This is a genomic window from Methylobacterium sp. (assembly GCF_019750675.1).
GTDB lineage: Bacteria > Pseudomonadota > Alphaproteobacteria > Rhizobiales > Beijerinckiaceae > Methylobacterium.
In genome coordinates this window covers 1-3,325 of the sequence record NZ_JAIEOF010000342.1, presented here as the reverse complement: position 1 = coordinate 3,325, position 3,325 = coordinate 1, and the positions used below count along the sequence as shown (strand labels likewise).

The 3,325-nt window shown below is 71.2% G+C and carries 3 protein-coding genes; 1 reads left to right on the top strand and 2 read right to left on the bottom strand.

The annotated features are described in order from the left end of the window. Window positions 1-954 (top strand): MFS transporter (locus K2X24_RS17260; RefSeq protein WP_292499562.1); only part of this gene is annotated, 954 nt, incomplete at its 5' end. Window positions 955-1,011: 57 nt separating this feature from the next. Here K2X24_RS17260 and K2X24_RS17255 read toward each other — a convergent pair. Next, complete coding sequence (locus K2X24_RS17255) at window positions 1,012-1,506, bottom strand: N-acetyltransferase (protein WP_292499561.1); 495 nt, start codon at window positions 1,504-1,506, stop codon at window positions 1,012-1,014. Beyond that, window positions 1,503-3,071, bottom strand: a complete 1,569-nt coding sequence (locus K2X24_RS17250; RefSeq protein ID WP_292499560.1) for a glucan biosynthesis protein — start codon at window positions 3,069-3,071, stop codon at window positions 1,503-1,505. Before K2X24_RS17250 ends, K2X24_RS17255 begins: the two co-directional genes overlap by 4 nt. Window positions 3,072-3,325 lie beyond the last annotated feature (254 nt).

Sequence of the window (3,325 nt, the reverse complement as noted above, 5' to 3'; positions counted from 1 at the left end):
CTCGGCCCCGATCGCGGCGTGCTCCTCTCCGTGGCGATCGTCGCCGCGGGCTCGGGCCTGCGGGGCCTCGGCGGCACCGCGCCGCTCTTTGCCGGTGCCTGCCTGGCGGCCTTCGGGATCGGCCTCTCCGGGGTGCTTCTGCCCGGTCTCGTCAAGCGCGACTTCCCCGGCCAGACCGGCGTGGTCACCGGCCTCTACACCATGGTGCTCTGTCTAGGGGCGGCCGCGGGCGCCGGCTTGTCCGTACCCCTCGCCGACCGGACCGGCGGCTGGCCCACGGCCCTCGCGCTGTGGGCGGCCCCGGCCGTGCTGGCGACGCTGGCCTGGCTGCCATTCGCAAAGGCGCGGGAGACCGTGCCCGGCGCGGCCCGGCCCCGAAGCCTATGGCGTGATCCGCTGGCCTGGCAGGTCACGGGCTTCATGGGCCTGCAATCGTCGCTGGCCTACATCATGTTCGGCTGGCTGCCCCTGGTGCTGCACGACCGGGGCCTGAGCGCGGTCGATGCCGGCTTCGTGTCCTCGCTCATGAGCATCGGGCAGGCCCCGGCGGCCCTCCTGGTGCCGTCCTTCGCGGCACGCGTCCGTGACCAGCGCGCCTTCGCCGCCGGCCTGCTCGGCCTCTGCATCCTGTCGCTGGTCGCCCTGGTCTACGGCCCGCTCGCCTGGGCGCTCCCGATCGGCATGGCCCTTGGCGCCGGCCTCGGCGGCCTGTTCGGCCTGGGCCTCACCATCATCGTGCTGCGCGCCCGCGATCCCGGCGCGGCGGGCAATCTCGCGGCGATGTCGCAGAGCGTCGGCTACACCGTGGCCTCCCTCGGCCCCCTGAGCTTCGGCCTGGCCCACGACCTCACGGGCACCTGGACCGCTTCGACGGTGCTGTTCTGCACCATCGCGACCGGCGCGTTCCTGTGCAGCCTTGGGGCGGGGCGCGACCGCTACGTGGGCAGGGCCTGAGGGACGGGTTCGGGCAACCCGAGTTGGGCGATCCGAACGGACCGATAGGGAACCGGATTAGAGCGTCTTCACGTAGCGCCAGGCCTCCATCCCGTCCTCGTAGTAATCCGGGATGACGGCGAAGCGGGTATAGCCGCGCCGCTCGTAGAGGCGGATGCCGGCGCCATTGTCGGCGCGGACTTCGAGGCGCAGGCGGGTGCAGCCATGGGCGCGGGCCTCGGCCTCGGCGGCGTCGAGGACGAGGCTGCCGAGGCCGAGGCCCGACCGGGCCGGTGAGACCGCGATGGACGACAGGCGCGCCGTGCGGCTGCCGCGCCGGCGCTCCAGGGTGGCGGAGCCCACCAGGGTCGCCTGGCCCGCCTCGTCGCTGGTGATCGCCACGAGGAGCGACATGCTGGCCGAACGGATCGCGTGGCGGATCGCGCGTCGTTCCGCCCGGTCGCCGACGAAAGCGGCATGTTCGAGGGCGACCAACGCGTCGAGGTCGGCCAGCGTCGCCGGGCGGATCTCCACCACCGGCGCCGGATCTGGCCTGATCGAGGTCGCGCTCACGGGGTGGTCCAGGGGTAGACCCAGGTCTCGGAGAGGGCGCGGCCGGAGGCGCGCAGGAAGAGGCGCAGGTCGGCCGACTGGCCCGGTGCCTCCAGGGTCACGTCGAACGCCGCGCGCAGGCCCCGGACGTGCGGATTGGGCGCCACCGAGGTCGCGGTGATCCGTCCGGACGAAGTGCTGGCCACCACCTCCACCCGGCTCGGATCGGTGCGGAAATAGTCGAGGTCGCCGCCGGCGAAATCCACGAGGAAGCGCCGGGTCAGGCCGCCCTTCGCCTCCTCGGCCTTGGCGGTGCCGCTCGCCACCGGGGCGACGCTGAAGGTGTTCACCACGCGCGCACCGGGATGGAGCGCCGCGCCGCCGACCGCGCGCACCCGGTAGGACAGGGAAACCGGCGTGCCGGCCGGATAGGCGCTCGCCGGGCGCCAACACGCGACCACGTTGTCGTTAGTCTCGGTGTCGGTGGGCAGCTCCATCAGCATCACCGCGCCCTGGCCCCAGGCACCGTCCGGCTCCACGAAGTAGCCGGGTCGGCGGTCGTAGGACGCCTCGAGGTCCTGGAAGGATTCGAAGAGGCGGTCGCGCTGCATCAGACCGAACCCCTTCGGGTCACGGTCGGCGAAGGAGGAGATGCGGCGCTCGCGCGGGTTGTGCAGGGGCCGCCACAGCCATTCGCCGCTGCCCGCCGCCATCTGGAGCCCGTCCGAATCATGCAGTTCCGGCCGGTAATCGTCGGCGTGGCGACGGTCGTTCTCGCCGATGAAGAACATCGAGGTGAGGGGTGCGAGGCCCACGGTCGCGAGGTCCACCCGGGGAATCAGGGTCGCGCGCACCGCCACGCTGGTCTCGTCGCCCGGCATCACCGTGAACTGGTAGGCGCCGGTGAGCGAGGGACCGTCGAGGAGCGCGTGGATCACCAGGGCGGCGTCGGTCTTCTCCGGCACGCCGACCCAGAACTCACGGAAGACCGGGAATTCCTCCGGGCCGCCCTGGCCCTCGACATTGATGGCGAGCCCCCGGGCCGAGAGCCCGTAGAGCTGGTCGCGGCCGAGGAAGCGATAATAGCTCGCCCCCAGGAAGACGATGAGTTCGTCGAGGAGGTTCGGCTTGTTGAGGGGCGCGTGGATGCGCAGGCCCGCGAAGCCGAGATCGACCGGCAGCGCCTTGTCGAGCTTGGTGCGCCCCATGTCGTAGAGGCTCGATTGATAGGCGATCGGCGTCGCCACGCCGCCGCGCACGAGGTTCACCGTCACCGGGCGCGTATAGAGAAAGCCGAGGTGGAAGAGCTGGAGCCGGAACGGGCTCCCCTCACCGAGGAACGCCTTGTCGGGTTTGAAGCGGATGTCCCGCCAGGCATCGTAGTCGAGCTTGGCGATCGGCGCCGGCAGCGCCGGAATTCGCGGGTCGTACGCGACTTTCGCCAGATCCTTCGCCCGGCGCTCCACGTCGGAAAATCCGAACGGGGTGGTGGGCCGTCCCTCCTGCGCCTGCGCGACGCGGGGTCCGCCGAGGAGGGCGGCACCCGCCAAGACCTGGACGAGGTTGCGCCGGTTGAGATCTGTCATGCGCTTCGGCCCGCCTAACCCTGGAAACCGTGCGCTTGATGGCCGGTTCGCTGTCTGTTGGGAAGGGGCGTTCCGGGCCCGGCGCGACGTTTGTGCAACATGCCCGACCGTGCGGGGATATCGCACCCGAAAAACGCGATTTTCCCTTGTCCCCGGAATACCCTGACCGTATATCCGCCTTGCCCAATTTCGCACGTGCCTGTGGCCGCGTGTCGGTTGGTGGGCATCCGGCCAACTGCCGGACAGCCGCCAGG